The organism is Dermatophilus congolensis, assembly GCF_900187045.1.
Lineage (GTDB): Bacteria > Actinomycetota > Actinomycetes > Actinomycetales > Dermatophilaceae > Dermatophilus > Dermatophilus congolensis.
The window spans coordinates 1,053,101-1,072,214 of the sequence record NZ_LT906453.1; the positions used below are offsets into that span (position 1 = coordinate 1,053,101).

General features: G+C 58.5%; 13 protein-coding genes and 1 tRNA gene. 10 read left to right on the plus strand and 4 right to left on the minus strand.

The annotated features are described in order from the left end of the window. Positions 1 to 40 precede the first annotated feature (40 nt). Positions 41 to 1,177 (plus strand): metallophosphoesterase family protein, encoded by a 1,137-nt coding sequence (locus tag CKV89_RS04505; protein WP_028327113.1) that lies wholly within the window; start codon positions 41 to 43, stop codon positions 1,175 to 1,177. Then, a complete protein-coding gene (locus CKV89_RS04510; RefSeq protein WP_028327112.1) occupies positions 1,174 to 3,861 on the plus strand; it encodes an AAA family ATPase in 2,688 nt (895 codons plus the stop codon). The genes CKV89_RS04505 and CKV89_RS04510 overlap by 4 nt, the downstream gene beginning before the upstream one ends. 46 nt (positions 3,862 to 3,907) lie before the next feature. On the opposite strand, the gene CKV89_RS04515 is transcribed toward CKV89_RS04510, so the two are convergent. Then, positions 3,908 to 4,924: an NADP-dependent oxidoreductase gene (locus tag CKV89_RS04515; RefSeq protein ID WP_028327111.1), complete on the minus strand. Its 1,017-nt coding sequence runs from the start codon at positions 4,922 to 4,924 to the stop codon at positions 3,908 to 3,910. Between the two features lie 128 nt (positions 4,925 to 5,052). After that, positions 5,053 to 6,282, minus strand: coding sequence for a hypothetical protein (locus CKV89_RS04520; RefSeq protein WP_028327110.1), 1,230 nt, complete (start codon positions 6,280 to 6,282; stop codon positions 5,053 to 5,055). 910 nt (positions 6,283 to 7,192) lie between these two features. On the opposite strand from CKV89_RS04520, the gene CKV89_RS04525 reads away from it, so the two are divergent. After that, positions 7,193 to 9,586: an alpha/beta hydrolase gene (locus CKV89_RS04525; protein WP_028327109.1), complete on the plus strand. Its 2,394-nt coding sequence runs from the start codon at positions 7,193 to 7,195 to the stop codon at positions 9,584 to 9,586. Positions 9,587 to 9,650: 64 nt separating this feature from the next. Here CKV89_RS04525 and CKV89_RS04530 read toward each other — a convergent pair. Beyond that, positions 9,651 to 9,725 (minus strand) — tRNA-Arg (locus tag CKV89_RS04530). A 164-nt stretch (positions 9,726 to 9,889) separates the two neighbouring features. Between CKV89_RS04530 and CKV89_RS11750 the strand changes: the two genes are divergently transcribed. Then, positions 9,890 to 10,789 (plus strand): hypothetical protein, encoded by a 900-nt coding sequence (locus CKV89_RS11750; RefSeq protein ID WP_154657629.1) that lies wholly within the window; start codon positions 9,890 to 9,892, stop codon positions 10,787 to 10,789. 36 nt (positions 10,790 to 10,825) lie between these two features. Here CKV89_RS11750 and CKV89_RS12025 read toward each other — a convergent pair whose 3' ends face one another. Next, positions 10,826 to 10,993, minus strand: a complete 168-nt coding sequence (locus CKV89_RS12025; RefSeq protein WP_169714591.1) for a hypothetical protein — start codon at positions 10,991 to 10,993, stop codon at positions 10,826 to 10,828. On the opposite strand from CKV89_RS12025, the gene lysA reads away from it, so the two are divergent. From lysA to rpmE, 6 genes are all read left to right on the plus strand, one after another. Beyond that, positions 10,964 to 12,385, plus strand: coding sequence for a diaminopimelate decarboxylase (lysA, locus tag CKV89_RS04545; RefSeq protein ID WP_028327106.1), 1,422 nt, complete (start codon positions 10,964 to 10,966; stop codon positions 12,383 to 12,385). The two genes, CKV89_RS12025 and lysA, sit on opposite strands and share 30 nt — an antisense overlap. 134 nt (positions 12,386 to 12,519) lie before the next feature. After that, entirely contained in the window at positions 12,520 to 13,851 is a 1,332-nt protein-coding gene (locus tag CKV89_RS04550) for a homoserine dehydrogenase (RefSeq protein ID WP_034400942.1), read from the plus strand. Between the two features lie 2 nt (positions 13,852 to 13,853). Next, on the plus strand, positions 13,854 to 14,897 hold the full coding sequence (locus CKV89_RS04555) for a homoserine kinase (protein ID WP_231935452.1): 1,044 nt from the start codon (positions 13,854 to 13,856) through the stop codon (positions 14,895 to 14,897). A gap of 330 nt (positions 14,898 to 15,227) precedes the next feature. Continuing rightward, positions 15,228 to 17,135, plus strand: a complete 1,908-nt coding sequence (gene rho / locus CKV89_RS04560) for a transcription termination factor Rho (protein ID WP_028327103.1) — start codon at positions 15,228 to 15,230, stop codon at positions 17,133 to 17,135. 234 nt (positions 17,136 to 17,369) lie between these two features. After that, entirely contained in the window at positions 17,370 to 18,728 is a 1,359-nt protein-coding gene (locus CKV89_RS04565) for a HAMP domain-containing protein (RefSeq protein WP_084440989.1), read from the plus strand. Positions 18,729 to 18,872: 144 nt separating this feature from the next. Beyond that, positions 18,873 to 19,088 (plus strand): 50S ribosomal protein L31, encoded by a 216-nt coding sequence (gene rpmE / locus CKV89_RS04570; RefSeq protein WP_028327101.1) that lies wholly within the window; start codon positions 18,873 to 18,875, stop codon positions 19,086 to 19,088. Positions 19,089 to 19,114 lie beyond the last annotated feature (26 nt).

Here is a 19,114-nt window from a genome sequence, read left to right on the forward strand (position 1 = left end):
AACCTCTTCGGCAGGTGGAGAACAGCGAACGGAGCCCCACATGCGGATCGTGCACACCAGCGACTGGCAGCTCGGTATGACACGCCACTATCTAGCAGGAGAAGCCCAAGCCAGATACACAGCCGCACGCATCGATGCCATCCGCACTATCGGTGAACTCGCACATAGCCACAACGCCGACGCCATCGTGGTTGCTGGCGACGTTTTCGACTCCAACCTCGTCGCACCTGCCACAGTCCACCGTTCTATCGACGCGATGCGCAGCGTGGGACTACCCATCTATCTCCTTGCCGGCAACCACGATGCTCTCAACGCCGTCTCCATCTACACCTCACCAGCATGGCTCGACCACGTACCCGAGAACGTCCACGTCCTCGATACCGGAATCACAAACACTGGCTTAGGGTTCGAAATCGTCGCCGCACCACTGCCATCAAACGACCCCCGCGCAGACCTACTTGGCCGCGAACTTGACACCCTCGAAGGCCCCGGGGATCTACCCCGCATCGCACTTGGTCACGGCAGCGTTGACCTCATCGATCCAGACTCACACAACCCGGCCACCATGCGCCTGGCCACCATGGAACGCGCCCTGGAGTGCGGCGCTGTCAACTACATCGCCCTGGGAGACAGGCACTCCCGTCTTTCTGTAGGAAACACCGGGCGAATCCATTACAGCGGAGCCTGTGAAGTCACCGACTTCGTGGAAAAACTGCCCGGCGACGTCCTCATCGTCGACATCGACAGCGCCAGGCACGTCGAGGTCACCCCCATCCATGTCGGTACCTGGACCTTCCTGACCCTCGAGGCTGACCTCAACAGCCGAGAAGACATCGTTGACCTCGACAGCCGACTAGCAGCCATAGACCCCAAAGACCGCACCGTCGTGCGCACAATCTTGCGTGGCACCCTCAGCCTCACCGACAAAGCAGAACTGGATACCCTCCTCGAGCGATACTCCACCTCGCTAGCTGCGCTCTTCTCCTGGCAACGACATGAAGACATCGCCGTCGCTGTCGAAGGCACCGACGTAGAAACAATGGGACTTTCCGGCTTCGTCGCATCTGCCGCACGCGAACTTGAACAACGCGCCAGCACCCCACATGATCAGGACGCTGCCGCAGCTCGTGATGCCCTATCCCTGCTGTTCCGTCTCTCCGCGGGAGTACGTCGATGAAATTTCACGCCCTAACCGTCCGCAACTTCAAAGGAATCACCGAAACCACAGTCGAATTTCCCGACACGGGCGTGATCATCATCGAAGGCCCCAACGAAGCAGGAAAATCAAGCCTCATCGAAGCCATCGACTTGCTCTTCCGATACAAAGACAGCTCTAGCCACAAAGCCATCACTGAAGCTCACCCCATCGGCGAAGACGAATCTCCCTACGTTGAACTCGAAGCCAGCATTGGCCCATATCGCTTTTCCTACGCCAAACGATGGGCAAAGCGCGGCGCCAATGGGGCACGAGGCCGCGGCGGAAAAACAACCCTGCACATCACTACTCCACGCACCGAAAACCATTCCGGCGTCGCCGCCCATGAACGAGCCACCGAAATACTGGAAGAATACGTAGACACCCCACTATGGGATGCCCTGCGTCTCCTGCAAGGCAGCGAACTTGCCCCCATCTGTCTAGAAGGCAGTACACAACTACGCGCCGCGCTTGACGCCGCAAGCGGAGCTGGTACTGATGCTGGCGGCGACGGGGATACCATTCTTACTGCTGTCGAGAGCGAATACACCCGCTACTTCACCCCCTCCACTGGGCGCCCCAAAGGCGAATACGAAAAAGCGCTTGCACATGTAGCAGCTGCCCAAGAACAGCGGGATGCAGCTCAACGCGCGGTTGAGGAAGTTGACCGGGACGTCAAGCGGCATGCGAACATCAGCGCCAGCATCGTCGATTTACGCGTAAAAGTTCAGGAGACCGAAAACCAGGCACGGCAATGGGCAACGCGGCGGGAACAAGCTGATACGGCTCGAGAACGCGAGGCTGCGGCTAAGCATGCGCTTACGGAAGCTCTTCGTGTGCAGGAGGACTCTCAGTCGCAGGCAGCTCGCCGGGAGGTGCTGATTGATGATGTCGCTGGGCGTGTGCAGCAGGTACAGGAAGCGGAGAAAGATTTCGCCGCCGCTGCGCAACAGCGAACACAGATGGCAACTCGTGCTGAGCAGGTGGGGGAAGAAATAACGCAGGCTGAGAGTCACTCTCGTGTTTGCCGGCGTGCGGTGGCGGCTGCGCGGCAGCGGCGGAGGCAGGGTGCGTTGGAGCAAGAGAAGCAGCGGTTGAGTGAACGTGTTGCGCGTGTAGATGACGTGGCAGCGCGGCTGGGGCGAGCACGTAATGAGTTGGAGGAGTTGCGTGTAGATGCGCAGCTGCGAGAGAAGCTTGAGGCTGCTGAGCGGGAAGTGGAGGTGGCACGTATTGCTCAGCGGGCGGCTTCAGCGCGGGTGACGGGGCGTGCATTGGCTGGTTCGGCTGCAGTTGAGGTTGATGGTGCTGCAGTTGAGCTGGGCGAAGATGAGAGTGAATGGGTGCTGTGTGAGCCCATTGAGGTAGTGGTTCCTGGTGTGGCGGCTTTCCGGTGGGTTCCTGAGGCGGGGGCGGCTGAGCACATTGATCAGGTGCGTCGTGCGGAACGTGAGGTGGAGCGGTTACTAGTAGAAGAGTGCGGGGTGGACAGCATGCAGGAGGCTCACCGTCAGGCATCGCGACGAGTTGTGGTGGAGGCTGAGATTGAGAGGGGTGAAGCTGAGCGCAGCGCGTTGTTGGCCGGTGATGAGATTAGTTGGATGCGCGATCGTCTTGAGGAAGTAGAAGGTGCGCTTGCCTCGATGCTTCTGAGAACGGATGGTGCTGAGGATAAGAGCGATGCGGCTGATGACGGTTCGGAGGTGGCATTAAGTGCGCTGGTGGAGGCTGAGGAGTCAGCTGCGGATGAGGTGGAGCGTCTTCGAGTACGTGGGGAAGAGGCCGCTGTTGCCGCTGCAGAGGCGAGGGAAGCCGCGACTGCTGCTGAGGCGAATCTTGTGGCTGGTCGGCGTGAGTTGCAGGTGCGGCAAAGTGAGTTGGAGGCGGCGCGTGCGCAGCTGAGCGATGAAGACGTTAACGAGAGAGTGGTCCGTGCCGTAGCTGCTGTGCAGGAGGCGCAGGTGGAGCATGAGCAGGCTCGGCAAGCGGCACAGGAAGCTGCTACAGGTGAAGAACAGTTGGTGGCGGTGGAGCGTCGGGTGGAGGGCGCGCGGTCTCGGTTGGCTGATGCTGAGCGTGAGTTGGTGCGTATTGAGGCTGTGCTGGAGCAGGCGGGTGGTCAGGGTAGGGCAGAGCAGTTGGATGAGGCTGCTTCGCAGTTGGAAGTGGCTGAGCATGATGCGCAGGTGGTGACGCGACGTGCGGAGGCAGCACGGATGTTGCGTGAGGTGCTGCGGGAGCACAGTGCGCAGGCTAAGGCTGCGTATGTCGCGCCGTTTAGGGCTGAGGTTGAACGGTTGGGACGGTTGGTGTACGGACCGTCTTTTCATGTGGTGGTGGCTGAAGATCTCCAGGTGCAGGAGCGGGTGCTGCACGGGGTGAATGTGCCGTTTGAGTCGTTATCCAGTGGTGCCAAGGAGCAGCTGTCGATTTTGGTGAGGTTGGCGGTGGCGCAGTTGGTGGAGCCGGGGGAGGGGGTGCCGGTGGTGATTGACGATGCGCTCGGGTATTCCGATCCGCAGCGCATTGTGGCTACTACTGCGGCTTTTGAAAGTATCGGTGAGCGGGCTCAGGTAGTGATGTTGACGTGTACTCCTGGTCGCTATGACGGGGTGCGGGGGGCTGAGGTTGTTGTTGTTGGGCAGGATCGGTATTCGGTGGTGTAGCGGCACTAGGCCGGGGCAGTCCGTGGACTGTCCCGGCCTAGTGGGGTTATTCAGCGACGTGGATGATGAGTTTTCCGAAGTTTTTGCCGGTGAGTAAGCCGCGGAAAGCTTCACGGGAGTTTTCCAGGCCCTCGACGATGTCTTCTTTGTATTGGATTTTTCCTTCGTTGATCCAGGTGGTCATGTCGCGCAGGAAGTCGCTGTAGTGGTCTTTCTGGAATTCGGTTTGGATGAATCCGCGGACGGTGAGGGATTTTTTGAGGATGGTGCCCATGAGTTGGCTGCTGCGGTCGGGGCCGGCAGGTAGGTCGGTGGAGTTGTAGCCAGATACCAGGCCGCACAGGGGGATGCGTCCGTAGGTGTTCATGCGGGGCAGGACGGCGTCGAAAACGTGTCCGCCGACGTTTTCGAAGTAGACGTCGATGCCATCGGGGGTGGCGGTGGCCAGGTCCTCGGCGAAGGTGGAGCTGCGGTGGTCCAAGGCGGCGTCAAAGCCAAGTTCTTTGAGGTATGCGGTTTTGGCTTCTCCGCCGGCGATGCCGACTGCGCGGGCGCCGTGGATGCGGGCGATTTGTCCTACGGCGGAGCCTACGGGGCCGGTTGCTGCTGCGACGGCGACGGTTTCTCCTGGGCGTGGTTTTCCAAGCAGGAGTAGCCCTGCGTATGCGGTGAATCCGGGCATGCCGAGGATGCCCAATGCGGTGGAGGGTGGTGCTTTGTCGGGGTCGAGGCGGGTGAGGTGGGCGACGTTTTCTACGGAGTGGGTTTGCCATCCGCCGTAGCCCAGGACGAGGTCTCCGGGGGTGAGTTCGCCGCCGGGGCATTCAAGGACACGGGAGACGGTTCCGCCGACGATTGTGCTGCCGAGTTCTAGTGGTGGGAAGTAAGACTCGGCTTGGCTCATACGTCCGCGCATGTAGGGGTCTAGGGACAGGGAGAGGGTTTGGAGAAGGGCTTGGCCGGGTTCGGGTGTGGTGAGTTGGGTTTCTTCGATGCGGAGGTCTTCGTCGGTGGGTTCGCCGTTGGGGTACTGCGCGAGAAACACTCGTGTGGTTGTTGGCATGTGAATTCCTCTCGACGCGTCTGGTTTTCGTGAGTTGCGTTGACTAACTCATCACATTTGTTGGATTACGTCACCTATACGGTGCCTCGGTGGTGATGGGCTGTACGCGTAGTCGGTTGGGGCAGAGGCTAGATCCGTCCTGGCTTCATGTTTGCGAAGAGGATGCCGCGACGTTTGAGGGCGACGCCGATTGATTCGGTGAATTTGGGGTGGGGGATGCTGAGCCAGGTTCCTCCAAGGGGGAGGAAGGCGAAGGTGGTCATGAGGAGCCCTACAGGAGGGTGAAGGAAAAAAAGAATGATTCCGGTGAGGAGATAGATCAGGAAAAGAATGCTGATGAAGAACAATCGGGTGGTGAATATTCCGAGTCGTCCTCCGATGGTTTGGGTGACAATTCCATCGATGATGATCGATAGGAGGGCCAAGCTCAAGAGGCAACCAATGGTGGCCAAGACGATAATCACGGCGATAAGGGCTAGGGAAAAACCGCCTCTAACTACACCCAAGGCGAGGTTAAAAAGAATCCATCCGAGGGCTACGTAGATCGTGGGTGAAATGGGGAAGCCGTGTGACCATGATTTGAGGGATTCACGGATTGGGAGACCTGTTTTATCGATGATGACTCCCCTGCGCTCGGCATTATGGATGTGTTTTTCATAGGCTTGTACTGCAGAATTCAGGTTCGCTTTTTGGAGTTTGTCCATGAGCTGCAGCAGATGTAACGATTCGGTGGATCGTGAGGTGAGAGCGGTCAGTGCGCTGCAGATCAGGACACTGCCGAGGGGAATGAGGAAGTCTGCTGACTGAGCTTTTTTCCCGTCTTCGGGTAGCTGGATCAGTAGCCAGCTGAATGCAGCGCCGGTGGCTCCTACATAGGAGACGAGGATGTCTAGAACAATGACACGCGCTTTGGCTTCGATGTGCGTGTTCATGTCGTTCTCGGAAGGGGAGGGCGGGACTTGTCCTTGCATGGTGTGCGCGACGAAAAGGGTTACCACGATTGCTGCGAACCCAGAAGCGACGGCTGATGGTTCGAGTCCTTCGAAAGCGTTTCCTTGGAATTCGGTATCCCACCATGTGGCTAGGGCATTTTCGGCGCTTCCGGGGCTTCTGAGTAGGTAGGGCAGGGCGGTCAAAGGGGAAACGATCAGAAGGCTCCCGAAGGCTACTGCCCAGATCCTTCGCCAAATGTCGCTGATTGCTTCACGTAAAGCTTGGGTTTCGGTGCGGGGGTCGTTGAGCTGGGGGTTGGGAAGGTTCGCTCGCCGAATCAGCCAGGGGACTTTCCTGGACCGGGCAGCGCGGGAGGTGGCCGGTGAGTTGGGTAGAGGCACGGTGGAATCATCAGGGGTGTTCATGGGGCACTCCGAGAGGCAAGTGACGTTTCGCGCATTTCATCAGAAGTGGTGAATGCGTTGTCGCTCTTGTGGGTTGGTGTTCAAAGGTTGTGGTGGTTGGTGTCGTGGTCACGTCTATCTGTGACGCTTTATGTCGATACGTTTTTCGAGGTGTGTAGTCGCATATGTGGCTGTGCGCTTTTGGGCTAGAGGGCAGGGGGTGTTGGGGGAGTGGGTGCCCTCAGTGTTTCGGCGTTCTCTTCAGTTCCGTGCATGCGGTTATTCCGTTATAAGAGCGGTTCGTAGTGCTTTAGTTGTGCGACGCGCGCCGGGGGCTTCCATGGGTTGAGGTGCGTGGTGGGGATACTGGTGTGGTCGGTTTATTCAGCGTCGCGGAGTGCCTCATGAGATCTGATATCGGGTTGGCTGCCGTTGCATTGGCATTGTCATTAGCAGCGTGTTCTGCGGCCGAAGCGCCTCCTGTTGCAAACGATGAAACGCAAGCGAGAGCAGTTGTTGCAGCTGTGCAATACGGGCGGTGTCACGGTTTCATGTGTGCAGATATTCAACCTGAGGTGGCATAAAGCTATCCATGGCGAAGAAATAAGTTCTTTTACGGGTGGTCAAATTTTTCTCTACTGCGCCTGTGGAAATGAGGTGTTCCTCTCAAGGGTGCGGGGTCATTCCCGGCAAAATGCCAATATAGTTGGGGTGGAGAAATCCACCTATATGAAGTGGTGGAAAACAAAAACATCTATTTACTTCCGCTGAGAAACAGCTAAACGTGCAGCTGGACGAGGGCTGCCTTGCAGGCGCAATATATCTATGGACCCCCGTTTTCGCGCGGGCACCCTACTACCCCAGACATTAAAAAACCGCCCCTAAGGCGGTTATGTCTCGGGCCCTACCTGTCTCGCACGATGGAGCCACCATGTCTAGTTTCATCCGAAAACACCCTCGCGCAGGGTCTTTCGGCGCTGCTCTCCTCCTCGCTACCGGATCAGCTACCGCACCTGTTTTCACTCCGACCTCTGCTCAAGCCGTCTCGGGCACTGCAGCCCGCACCACTAACGATCAATCTGCGCAGACAAACGCAGGCACCTATAAGACACGCTCATTCGACTATCAGCATGGCTCGGTTTTCGTGCCGCAGATCAAGAAGAACAATGTCATTCGAGGGCACGTCGTGGAGCCGGTCGGTGCGCCCGGTAACCGACCTGTCATCTTCTTCTTGCACGGGTTTTTCGACACCTGCACCAATGCCGCCAAAGAGAGCGTCTCAGAGTGGCCTTGTCCTCAAGGCGCTCGCGAAGTCCCGAACTATCGCGGATACGACTATGCCCAGAAAGCGCTCGCAGCGCAGGGGTACTACACCGTTTCTATTGATGCGAACGCCGTCACAGCTAACGACCAAGAACTCCCAGACAAAGGCGCCGCAGCTCGCTCCGTTGTAGCTCGCGCGAACCTGAAGCTTCTTGCTACCGCGGCTTCCTCTCCTTCGTCAGTGTCGTGGCAAGGTAAAACAGCATTCGACCTGAAAAAAACGATGCTTATCGGACACTCTCGTGGCGGGGAAGGGGTGGGGCGCACAGCACTCGATAGCACCACCAATGACCCATGGCGCGTGGCTGGGGTTCTCACTCTTGCGCCCACGAACTTCGGGCGCATCAGCACTCCTAATGTGCCTTCCGTGTCCATGCTGCCTACCTGTGACGGTGACGTCACTGGTCTTGAAGGGCAGATCTACACCGACGCACCGGGTCGTTACGGCGCCGGGGCAGCATTCCATTCCAGCCTCGTTCTCACCGGGGGAGTGCATAACTTCTTCAACACGGAGTGGACTCCCGGTTTGGGCGTAGCAGCAGGACTGGATGATGGCACTCGTGCTGCTTGTCCAGCAAAAACGCGAATCAGTGCCAAACAGCAGCGCGATGCTTTTGTGACGTACGCGGGAGAAACCGCTCGGGCGTTCCTTCTTGGGGATCGTAATGCTCAGCAAGTTTTGGATGGTCGGAAAACCGCCAAAGGTGCTGGGGCCAATAGCGTCACGGCGCTGCCACTTGGAGGAAACCGCATCACTGTGATGAATGCGCTGGGAGCGACGTCGACCAAAGGTCTGACAGGCACCCCCACTGATCGCGCCACGTGGTGCACTGCGGAGAAATGCCGCACCGACTCTGACCGCAGCGCTTCCCCGCACTGGTTGGATAATGACTCCCGGAACGGATTTGCGCTCCACATGCCTCTGGATCAGGGGCAAGCTGGCGGGATCAAATTCGCTGCGCCGACACCTCTTCAACGAGGTGACTCTTTTGAAGCGCGCATCGTGGTTCGCGGGCCGAAGGCTGCCCGTATGAAGGCAACCCTTCTCGATGCCCAAGGCAAAGAGCTGCACACGGCCCCCGTGAACTTGTCCCGTCTAGGTGGGAAAGAACCAACGGATCAGGGATCACACGTGCGTGACCTTGCCCAACTGTGGCGGGTTGATCTGCCTGATGGAGTTCAGGGGAAAACTCTAGGCGGTATCCGTTTCACTGCTTCTTCTGCAAGCGATATTGCTGTTCTCGACATGTCTATTGCTCGAGGGCAAGGGGGAATGACGGCCACGCCTCCTCCGGCGATTATTGAGGCCCCAACGAAAGTTGTCCGTGTTAACGAGGGAAACAAGCGTCATCAAATTAATGTGACTTTGCCGATTCAGGGGCGCGTGACGGCTCCGGCTCAGGTCGGAATTGTTACGGATGCCGCGGGTAAGGATGGAGATAAAGATCTTTCTAACGTCAGCTGGGTGCAGGTCAAGCCTGGACAGCAGTCAGTGAATCTTCCCTTCACTGTGGAGGGGAATACTGTTGACGATGAGACGGTGCGTAAACAGATCGGTATTGAAACGCGCGGGCCGATTGTGGTGCGTAACCCCATTGGTCTTGTCGAGGTTGTTGATGACGATCCCGACCCCACTTTCTCTGTCATTCCCGAGCAAGCCACAGCGAAGGCTGGTGGCGTGCTTGAGTGGAAGATCAAGATGAATGGCTCGACGAACCGTTCATCTGGGTTGGTTGTTCAGCCTGAGCCGGCTGGAGCCAAGGAGATTTTGTCTAAAGAGCTCAATGAGGCGACGCGCAAAGCCTTCGGGATCGAAAAAGCTACGGGAGATGTCTTCTCCAAGAATGCGCAGTCGATCGATGTGAAGTTCGACAAGAAAACTCAGACGGCAACGGTGCGTGTCGCGGCTGCTCCTGGAGTAGCCGGACGTGAGGTGAAGCTCAAGCTTTCGTTTACCGCGTTCAACGTTCCGGACAAGATCCTTACCGGCAAGATCGGCTAAACGCCACATGAGAACGGTAGTGGCCCCGGACCAGTATCGCTGGTCCGGGGCCACTACCGTTCTATGGCGCCCCCTGTAGGATTCGAACCTACGCACCCGCCTCCGGAGGGCGGTGCTCTATCCCCTGAGCTAAGGGGGCTCGGGACGTAGGTCAGGCTATCAGCTCAACGGGCAGCACTGAAATAGAAGCTCACACAGGGGGCATTCCGCGTGATGGTTGGGCAGTTATCAGTCGTGGAGTTGGCTCGAAAAATTTCTTCCTGCGTGGAAAATGACCTGATTGCACGGCTCGGTGGATCACGAGTGTTGCTCCGGAAAGTTGCGCTGCGTCCAGTTGATGGCCTCCGTACGTGGCGTACTCCGTTGCCGCAGTTACTCGCAGCTGGTGGCGACCCTTCAAGGTGGCAGTCTGCTCTTGCTGATCAGGTGGTGCAGATTCCGGGGGTTGCTGCCGCGCGACCTGCAGGTAGGGGGCTTGATGTTGAGTTGGAGCTAATAGGGCAGCAGGACCATGCTGCCCTATTGCCTACTCAGGATGGTGGGTTGCGATTGTGGCTAGGTAGTGGGTCGTGTCTTCAGATAGAAGCTGCTCAGGGGGGTGGGGTTCGCGAAGAGGTGTTTGTTGCTGCCCTCAGTGGCTGTGCTTCTGCAGTGGGGGACTGTGTGGAGCGTGTGGTTACTCCTGCCCAAGGAGTACGAGTCAAGTATGAAGAAAAAACGCACCAGGTCCGTTGTGCTCTGGTGCAGATTGATGGCCAGTTGTTGCGGGAAGAAGACGTCGATGCGCTGGGCAGTGCGGTGGTGGCGTGGGCGTTGTTGCTGGCTGCTCCTGCGCGTGCGGTGGAGCTGTATTCAACAGAGTTATTGGCGAGAAAAGCAGGCAATGCTGCATTTGTGGTTGCTCATGCTCGGCTTCGGGCTGCGCTGACTGTTCGTAGTGGTGATGAATATTGCAGGGGCGTTGTGTCTGGTGGTGATCGTCGCCGTATAGAGCAGCTGAGTGTGCTTTTGATTTCGTGGCCGTTTGTGCTGGAGCAGGCGGTGGCTACGTCCTCGCCGAGGCTGGTGGCTCGTCATCTGTTGGCGGTGGGGGAGTTGGTGCAGGAGGCGAGGTGGTTGCCGGTGCCTGTTGCGCGTTCTGTACTGAGCGTTGTCGATGATGGCGTGGCTGCGTTGGGGGTGGCGTTGCCGCATCGTGTGTGATGGGCGTTTTGTGTGGCTTTGGTGTTGTAGGGGATCTCACGGATTAGTGATGTGTTCCTGCGGATGGATGGAGCTGACACACTCAGAAGTGAGGGCTGTCGGTGTGGTTCCGCTTCGGTCGATGTGGTTTGCGCCGCGGGGCTCTGTCTTGTTGTCGAGCGATTCGAGGTTGAGATGCGCGCGCATGAGGCTGGAGCGATGCATGCTTCAGGGTATGGGGGGCCGCCGTTGTGGCTGCCGACGCCATCGGATGTCAACGAGTTGCTGCCGCAGCTGTGGCCCAGGGGAACTGGCCGTGATGAGCGTGGCCGATTGAGTGTTGATGGGGTGGATGCGCTCACTGTTGCTGAACAGTTTGGTACGCCTGCGTATGTGATGAGCGAGAAGGATTTCCGGTATCGGGCGCGTGCGTTTAAAGAGGCGTTCGAGTCGGCGTTCGGGGTGGGGCGGGCCCATGTTTATTACGCGGGTAAAGCGTTTTTGTGCACGCAGGTTGCTCGGTGGGTGATGGATGAGGGTCTGAGTCTTGATGTGTGTTCTGGTGGTGAGTTGGCGGTGGCTCAGCGGGTGGGGTTCCCTGCTGGGCGGATCGGAATGCATGGCAATAACAAGTCAGTGGCGGAGATCGAGCAGGCGCTGTTGTATGGGGTGGGGCGTCTGGTGGTTGATTCGTTTGACGAGATTGATCGGGTGGAGCGGGTTGCGGCACGGCTGGGGGTGGTTGCGCGGGTGATGGTGCGGGTGACAGTGGGGGTGGAGGCCCATACGCACGAGTACATCGCTACGGCGCATGAGGACCAGAAGTTTGGTTTCTCATTGGCTCAGGGGGTGGCGGCTAAGGCGGTGGAGGCGATTCGTTCCCGGCGGCATATGCGTTTGGTGGGTTTGCATAGCCATATTGGTAGTCAGATTTTTGTTTCAGATGGGTTCCATGTAGCGGCGCGTCGTTTGTTGGGTTTGTTGGCGCAATGCCGTGATGAGCAGGGCAGGGTGCTTCCTGAGCTTGATCTTGGGGGTGGGTTTGGGATTGCTTACACCAGTGAGCATGAGCCGATGCCGCCTTCGCGTATTGCGCAGGAGTTTGCGGTGTTGTTGCAGTGTGAGGCTGAGCAGGTTGGTGTTGAGGTTCCTGTGGTTTCGGTGGAACCAGGGCGTTCGATTGTGGGGCCGAGCACATATTCGTTGTATGAGGTGGGGACGTGTAAGGACGTTGCGTTGCCAGGTGGTGGTCGGCGTCGGTATGTGTCGGTTGATGGTGGGATGAGCGATAACGTGCGGGCGGCGTTGTATGAGGCTGACTACAGTGCGACGTTGGCCTCGCGGGTTTCGCAGGCTGGGCCGGTGTTGTCGCGGGTAGTGGGAAAGCATTGTGAGAGCGGCGATATCGTGGTGCTGGATGAGTATTTGCCAGATGATTTGGTGCCGGGTGATCTTGTTGCGGTTCCTGGCACGGGCGCGTATTGCCGTGCGTTGTCGAGCCAGTACAACCATGTTCCGCGTCCACCGGTGATTGCGGTGCGCGATGGTGCTGCGCGAGTGATTGTTCGGCGTGAGACGGTGGAGGACATCTTGGCTTTGGATGTGGACGAAGGGTGATGGCACTGGTGGTGTGTTGTCGGGTTGGGGGTTGTTGCGGCGTGTGTTGATGGGGACTGGTTCGTTGGTTTGCGTTCTGGTCTGGTCGAGTGTGTTGTGTACAAGTTGATGTAGTAGAGGTGAGCAGTCCAGTGATGAACGATGACTCTCGGCAGGTTCCGCTTCGTGTGGCGTTGCTTGGTTTTGGTGTGGTTGGTTCTGCAGTTGCGAAGGTGCTGACTGAGGGGGCTGAGGATTTAGCTGCGCGGGTTGGTGCGCCGTTGGAGTTGGTGGGTGTGGCGGTGCGCCGGGCTGGGGTGGATCGTTCTGCGTCGGGGTTGCCGGCGGAGTTGTTCACTACTGATGCGCAGTCGTTGGTGGAGAACGCGGATATTGTGATCGAGGTTATTGGTGGGATTGAGCCTGCGCGGTCGTTGATCCTGCGGGCGTTTGATCACGGTGCGAGTGTGGTGACGGCAAATAAGGCGTTGCTGGCTGAGGATGGTCCGACGCTGTATGCGGCTGCTGAGAAAGCTGGCGTGGACATTCACTATGAAGCTGCAGTGGCTGGTGCTATTCCGTTGCTGCGTCCTTTGCGGGAGTCGCTTGCTGGCGATTCGGTGAATCGTGTGCTCGGTATCGTCAATGGGACGACGAACTACGTTCTGGATCAGATGGATTCGACCGGTATGGGGTTCGATGAGGCGGTAGAGCGTGCTCAGCAGCTTGGTTATGCCGAGGCTGACCCAACTGCGGATGTTGAAGGGTTTGATGCTGCGGCTAAGGCAGCGATTCTGGCGTCGTTGTCGTTCCACTCGAGGGTGGCGTTGAAGGGTGTCTCCCGGACGGGGATCACTGAGGTGACAAGCGCAGATATGCGTGCGGCGCGGGCCATGGGGTGTGTGGTCAAGCTGTTGGCAATTTGTGAGCGTACTGATGTGGGTGAGGGGGAGGGTATTTCGGTGCGGGTGCATCCGGCGATGGTGCCGGTGACGCATCCGCTGGCTGGTGTTCGTGGGGCTTACAACGCGGTGTTTGTTGAGGCTTCGGGGGCTGGTGAGTTGATGTTCTATGGGCCTGGTGCTGGTGGTGAGCCGACGGCTTCGGCGGTGATGGGTGATGTGGTGGCCCAGGCTCGTCATCGTGTGCAGGGTGGCCGTGGACCGGTGGAGTCGGCGTATGCGGATTTGCCGGTGTTGGATCCGGGGCAGGCTCAGACTCGGTATTACCTGTCGTTGGATGTTGAGGATCGTCCAGGCGTGTTGGCGTCGGTGGCGGGGTTGTTCTCTGAGGCTGGTTTGTCAATCGAGCAGGTTCGTCAGGAGTCGATTGCTGCAGATGAGGATGGCCAGGAGTCTGGTCATGCTGAGTTGGTGATTGTGACGCATCAAGGTAGTGAGGCCTCGTTGTCGGCGACGGTGAAGGCCGTGTCGAGTTTGGGGGTTGTTCGCGGAGTTAATTCTGTGATGCGGGTTGTGGGGAGCTGAGGGTGAAAGGTAGCGCGGTGGTTGATGTGTTGCCGGTGGGGACAGCGGTGCGGGTGCGGTCCTGCGCCAGTTCGGCCAACTTGGGTCCCGGGTTCGATTCGGTGGGTTTGGCCTTGGGGGTGTGGGATACGTATGTAGCTGGCGTGGTGGAGACCCCTGGGCTGAGCATCGTGATCGATGGTGATGATCAGGGTGTTCCTCGTGATGAGAGGCACCTTGTTTACGCGTCGATGCGTACTGCTTTTGAGCAGGCCGGGGTCGCGGTTCCTGTTGGTTTGGTGTTGAGGTGCGCTTCAACGGTGCCGCAGGGGCGGGGGATGGGCTCTTCGGCGGCAGCTATTACGGCGGGTGTGGCATTGGGTTTCGGGCTGATTGCCGTGGCTGAGCAGAATCAGGGTGATGCGCTGGACCAAGGTGAGGTGCAGATCGACCTTGATGCCGTGAGTGATCTTGCTTCTCGTTTAGAGAGGCATCCTGATAATGCTTCTGCCAGTGTTTTTGGTGGTGCCACTGTGTCGTGGGTACTGGATGAGGCGGGCGAGCAGGTCGAGTCGGTTCCACGTTTTGCCTCTGCGGTGGTTCCGTTACATCCGGATATTGAACCGTTGGTGGTTGTACCTACGGCTCAGCTGCCGACGTCAATTGCGCGATCGGTTTTGCCGGCTTCGGTGCCCCATAGTGAGGCTGCCCGGAATTCGGGTACGGCTGCGTTGTTGACGTTGGCGTTGTCGCAACGTCCTGATTTGTTGTTGCCTGCTACGAGGGAGTGGCTGCATCAGGAGCAGCGGCGTGGCTCGCTGGGGGCGTCGATGGAACTTGTTGATGAGTTGAGAGCTCGAGGGCTGGCTGCTGTGATCTCTGGTGCGGGGCCGAGTGTTCTTGTGTTGGGCTCTTCTTCGGGTGATGTGTCGGTGGTTGAGGCTGTGGTGGCTGGTCGTAGTAGTCAGGGGTGGAAGGTTCTTCGTCCTGGTGTTCCGACGAGAGGTGTGAGGGTTGAGCGTGTTACTCTTGAGGCGCTCTCTGGCGGAGATGTTTCGCTCGCCTGATCAGACCCTGTTCTGACCCTTATCTGACGGGGCCTGCGGATCATTAAGGAGACGGGTCATTTCAGCGGCCTAGATCTTGTTGTTCGATCCGTTCACTTTCGTGCGATGTGCCCCCGATGCGGCGACGATCCGCTTTACCGGTATCCGCTTTCCGATGCCGTGTCCGCTGAGAGTTTCACGTATTCGAAACGGCGCCAGGAACGCGCCTGTATTCACATCCGGTGAATCAGCCCCGTTCTCTGCCGCCGTCCACATGCTGCCGTATCCTTCGGCCGCCGTGGCAAAAACCTCGGAATGAAGCGAGTTGCTCGCCGAGGGGAAGGAACGTTTGTGACCGACACCACCGAAGCGGGTGTGGGAACCGCCCCCAAGCGTCGCGGTCTCACGACGATGCGTCTGGCGGAGCTGCAGGAACTTGCACGGAATATAGGTATCCCTGACACCACTGGGATGCGTAAGGGTGATTTGATCACCGCTATTCGCGAGGTTGAAGGAGCAGGTCGCGGTAGTGGCCGCAACTCCTCTCGGCCGGAGCGACCTGCTCAAACACATGAAGGCTCCGCTAGATCCGTGGAGACCAGTGAGCAGAGCCGTGCCAGTGAAAAGCGGGAAGATCACGGCGCACAAGATCACGAGAAGCGGACCCGCGTGTCGGAGTCCGGCCGCGAGCGCTTGCATGAGACGCGCGAAGACAAGGGTGATGAACAGGCCGTGGAGGGTATGGGACGCTCCGACAGGCAGGAGCAGAACGGCTATGACCGTTCCGGACGGAGTGATCGCGGCGACCGTGGTGGCCGCCGTAACCGCAACCGCGATGATGAGCGCACAGAGCGCCATGAGCGTGGCGGTGACCGGGATCGCTCGGACCGCGGTGACCGGGACCGTGGCGACCGTGGTGGCCGCCGTAACCGCAACCGCGATGATGAGCGCGGGGAGCGTTTCGAGCGCGGTGAGCGGGGTGGGCGCCGTGGACGTAACCGTGACGAAGATGACTCCCGTGGGCGCCGCCGTAACCGCAACCGTAACCGTGACCGTCGTCGTGGTCGCGATGACTTCAGCAATGACCAGGTGGAGTCCTACAGTGAGGATGACGTTCTGGTCCCGGTAGCGGGCATTTTGGACGTACTAGATAACTATGCGTTCGTGCGTACGAGTGGCTACCTGCCAGGCCCAGGTGATGTGTATGTGCCGTTGGCCATGGTTAAGCGTCACGGGTTGCGTAAGGGCGATGCCGTTACCGGTGCAGTGAAAGCGTTGCGTGAGGGCGAGCAGCCCCCGGCGCGACAGAAGTTCAATGCATTGGTGCGTTTGGACACGGTGAATGGTGGCACGCCAGAAGCAGCTCGAGGGCGTGTTGAATTCAATAAGTTGACGCCGCTGTACCCGCAAGAACGTCTCCGTTTGGAGACCGAACCGAATGTGTACACCACCCGAATCATGGATCTGGTGTCACCGATTGGTAAGGGACAGCGAGGCCTCATTGTCAGCCCGCCCAAGGCTGGTAAGACGCTGATGCTGCAGGCGATCGCCAACGCGATCACAACGAACAACCCCGAGGCTCACCTCATGGTTGTGCTCGTTGATGAGCGGCCAGAGGAAGTCACGGACATGCAGCGCACGGTTAAGGGTGAGGTTATTGCCTCTACCTTTGATCGGCCTGCCGATGACCACACCACGGTTGCCGAGCTGGCGATTGAGCGCGCTAAGCGTCTGGTCGAGCTGGGGCACGACGTGGTTGTGTTGCTGGACTCGATCACTCGGTTGGGGCGTGCTTATAACTTGGCGGCTCCGGCAAGCGGACGCATTCTCTCTGGTGGTGTCGATTCTGGTGCGCTCTACCCGCCGAAGAAGTTCTTTGGTGCGGCCCGCAACATTGAGAATGGTGGGTCGTTGACCATTCTGGCTACCGCTCTGGTTGAGACCGGCTCGAAGATGGACGAGGTTATCTTCGAAGAGTTCAAGGGCACCGGCAACATGGAGCTGCGGTTGTCGCGTCAACTCGCTGATCGTCGAATTTTCCCCGCTGTCGATGTGAACCCCTCGGGTACGCGTCGCGAAGAGATTCTCATGAGTTCCGAGGAATTGAAGCTCATGTGGAAGCTGCGTCGGGTTCTTTCGGCGCTAGAGCCGCAGGCTGCGCTAGAACTGTTGCTGTCGCAGATGAAGAAGACGAAGAGCAACGCAGAGTTTTTGATGATGGTGCAGCGGAACTCCAGTATCAAACTTGAAGATGAGTGACCTGGCTGCCGGAGGTAGTCAGGGTGAGTAACTTTGAAGATTGAGGTGCGAGGGTGTCTGCATCCTGCGGTGATGGCCGCGCGGGCAGATGCCCTCGTTCCTTGTATCTACGCGACCGCGTGTTGTATTGACACTGATTGTTGGAGTAGCGGACGGTTGGCCCCCAGGGGCTGCGAGCGCTAAAGGCATTGCTAGGCTGCAAATCCAGGGCTGAGCGCGTCGAAGGGAGCTGGCATGACAGGACCGAAGAGTTCCCTTTCCGTGCGAACCAGGATGATTCTTTTCACGACGCTGTTGATTGCGTTGCTTGTGTTGATCGGGAGCTCATCAGCGTGGATCAGCACTCATGCCGCCTCAATGGTGCAGAAGCAGGCGGAAGTGATTGCGCCCGCCAGGGCCGCCAATGTTCGGGTGTTGGATGATTTGCGTTCGGCTGAGCGGTCTTTCTCGGCTGCCGTGACTGCCAGTCAAGGCGCTGAGATCGGTGACGCTTCTTCGTCCGCTGATTTGCTGGCGCCGTGGAATCGGTTCTCTCAGAGGTACACAACTGATATTGATGCGGTGCAGCGTCTGGCATGGCTATGGCCATTGAATGACACATCCAGGGTGGGAAATCTTTCGGAACAGATTGCCCAGATGCGAGCTTCGACGGCTGCTTGGGTGGAGGCCAGCCGATTGCTGACGAAAGCAGCCGAAGAAGAAACGCCTCCGCAAGCAGACATGGTCAGGGCGCGGGCGTTGTACGGAGTCGCTATGCAAGACAATGCGGCGGTACAGGCCACTTTGGATGCGGCGGCGATTTCGTGGCGCTCGCAAGTGGTGGACATGCTTGGTGATGGTGCCCGGATTGTTTTGACTGCGACCGTGCTTGCTGCGTTGTTGGCGATTTTTACGGCGTGGCGGACGGTTCGTAGTTTGACTGGTCCGTTGCTTGGGCTCCGAGAAACGTTGCGCCGGCAGGTGGAGGGGGAGCGCACGGCGTGGGCCAACGTGGAGGCAGGAACGCCGGAGATTCGAGCAGTAGCGGCGGATTTGAATCATTTGAACCGGGAGCATCTGCGGCTGGTGGATCAGCAGGCGCAGTCGTTGGCTCTGCTGCAGGCTGGTAACGATGCCGTGATGTTGGTTTCTCGTGAGACGAGTATGGTTCGTGCAGCGCAGGTCGCTGCGGATGCTATTGGCACTACTTTGGCAGTTGATGCGGTTCGGTTGGCTGGGTGGACCGATGAGGGGCCATATGCCGCAGTGTGGTCGCGGACGGCGACTGCTCGTTTGCAGGTTCCAGAAATGTGGTGGTACCGGATTTCGGCGCATACGCCACCGACGATAGAGACGCCGTATGCGGTGCGTGTATGGGATGGCGGGGCTCGTAGCGAGCTTGAGTCTTTGGATACGTGGATCGCTGAGGATCCTGTGGTGGTGCGCTCTAAGTCAGCGTTGTTCTTGCCAATACTTGTTGATGGTGATGTTGCTGGCGTGATTTCGGTCAGCTCTTGGGCTGATGAGCGCGCGTGGGATGCCTCGGAGATCGCTTATATAGAGCGGGTGATGCGTGAAATGGCTCGCAAGAGCGTGGCTTTGGCTCGCGCATGATCAGGTGGTTTCTCACATAGCGGGAGCTCAGGCATAATTAGCTTTGTCTGCCGGTTCACGCAACGCGCCGGTTCACGCACATGGCGTCCACCTCATCATTCGGATGATTCCGTGCGACCCGGCAGCCTCTACCAAGGAGAAACCATGCAGAAAAACATTCACCCTGAGTACCACGAGACAACGGTTACTTGCACGTGCGGTAACCAGTTCACCACCCGCAGTGCTGCGAAGAGCGCCACTATTAGCGCCGACGTTTGTGCGCAGTGCCACCCGTTCTACACGGGCAAGCAGAAGATCCTAGACACCGGTGGCCGTGTTGCTCGTTTTGAGGCCCGCTACGGTAAGCGCAAGGCCAACTAACGGTCGTGATTGATGCGCCGGACCCG

Excerpts from the sequence above, each read along its gene's own strand:
- CKV89_RS04520 (WP_028327110.1), bottom strand. The coding sequence starts at position 6,282 with ATGAACACCCCTGATGATTCCACCGTGCCTCTACCCAACTCACCGGCC.
- CKV89_RS12025 (WP_169714591.1), bottom strand. The coding sequence starts at position 10,993 with ATGCATCGCTCCAGCCTCATGCGCGCGCATCTCAACCTCGAATCGCTC.
- CKV89_RS04525 (WP_028327109.1), top strand. The coding sequence starts at position 7,193 with ATGTCTAGTTTCATCCGAAAACACCCTCGCGCAGGGTCTTTCGGCGCT.
- CKV89_RS04510 (WP_028327112.1), top strand. The coding sequence starts at position 1,174 with ATGAAATTTCACGCCCTAACCGTCCGCAACTTCAAAGGAATCACCGAA.
- CKV89_RS04565 (WP_084440989.1), top strand. The coding sequence starts at position 17,370 with ATGACAGGACCGAAGAGTTCCCTTTCCGTGCGAACCAGGATGATTCTT.
- CKV89_RS04515 (WP_028327111.1), bottom strand. The coding sequence starts at position 4,924 with ATGCCAACAACCACACGAGTGTTTCTCGCGCAGTACCCCAACGGCGAA.
- rpmE (WP_028327101.1), top strand. The coding sequence starts at position 18,873 with ATGCAGAAAAACATTCACCCTGAGTACCACGAGACAACGGTTACTTGC.
- CKV89_RS04550 (WP_034400942.1), top strand. The coding sequence starts at position 12,520 with ATGAACGATGACTCTCGGCAGGTTCCGCTTCGTGTGGCGTTGCTTGGT.
- CKV89_RS04505 (WP_028327113.1), top strand. The coding sequence starts at position 41 with ATGCGGATCGTGCACACCAGCGACTGGCAGCTCGGTATGACACGCCAC.
- lysA (WP_028327106.1), top strand. The coding sequence starts at position 10,964 with ATGCGCGCGCATGAGGCTGGAGCGATGCATGCTTCAGGGTATGGGGGG.